The following is a 784-nucleotide window of genomic DNA, read 5'->3' on the forward strand; positions in this document are numbered from 1 at the left end:
GATACTGTCAGGATAAGCAGTGAGGCGTCAGGTTTAAATCCCAGACACTACCACAGAAAAAGAAAGGGGGGAAACATGCAAGCTGAAACCATTATTCACTGGATGGTTTCAGCCTTAAAACCTTTTCGCCGAAACAAAATCCCACCAGAAGAGAAAATCAGGGCAATAAACCTATACTTGCAAGGTCTAAGCTACAGACAAACCGCCAGAATCCTCGGAATCAGCCACACAACCGTCTGGGAAACAGTTCAAAAAATAGCAGAAGCAGTTTACAAGCCAAAAATCCTCGCAGTCAAAAAACAGCGAAACTTCATCGCAGTTGACGAGACAGTAGTAAAAATCAACGGGAGGAAAAGATTCCTCTGGGCTGCAATTGACGTTGAGAGCAAGGAGGTTTTGGCAGTCTGGATTACAACTGTTAGAAACTGGTGGGTTGCCAGGGATTTCATTCTGGTTGTTTTAAAGTCCTGTGAAGGGCAGCCTGTCTTTCTGGTTGACAGGGCGAGCTGGTATAAGTCTGCTTTTAAGAGTCTGGGGTTGGGTTATCTGCATGTAACTTTTGGGCCGAGGAACAGTGTTGAGCGTTGGTTTAGGACGTTGAAGGAGAGGACGAAGCGTTTCTGGAATAATTTCAGAAGTGAGGACTGGAAAAGAGTTCATAGGTTTGTTTTTCTGTTTGCTTTTTGGTATAATTTTGTCAGAATTCATTCTAGGTTTGGTGGACCTCCGGGTGATGTTACTGAATGGCTTCAGGAGGTGATACCCCAGTTATCCTAACAGTATC

At 44.3% G+C, this 784-nt stretch carries 1 protein-coding gene; it reads left to right on the top strand.

The annotated features are described in order from the left end of the window. Window positions 1-75 precede the first annotated feature (75 nt). Window positions 76-777, top strand: a complete 702-nt coding sequence (locus tag NF859_RS00360; protein WP_252742515.1) for an IS6 family transposase — start codon at window positions 76-78, stop codon at window positions 775-777. Window positions 778-784: the final 7 nt, after the last annotated feature.

This window comes from Thermococcus alcaliphilus, assembly GCF_024054535.1.
Taxonomy (GTDB): domain Archaea; phylum Methanobacteriota_B; class Thermococci; order Thermococcales; family Thermococcaceae; genus Thermococcus_A; species Thermococcus_A alcaliphilus.

Bases quoted from the DNA above. Each gene is read 5' to 3' on its own strand.
- NF859_RS00360 (WP_252742515.1), top strand. From the start codon at position 76: ATGCAAGCTGAAACCATTATTCACTGGATGGTTTCAGCCTTAAAACCT.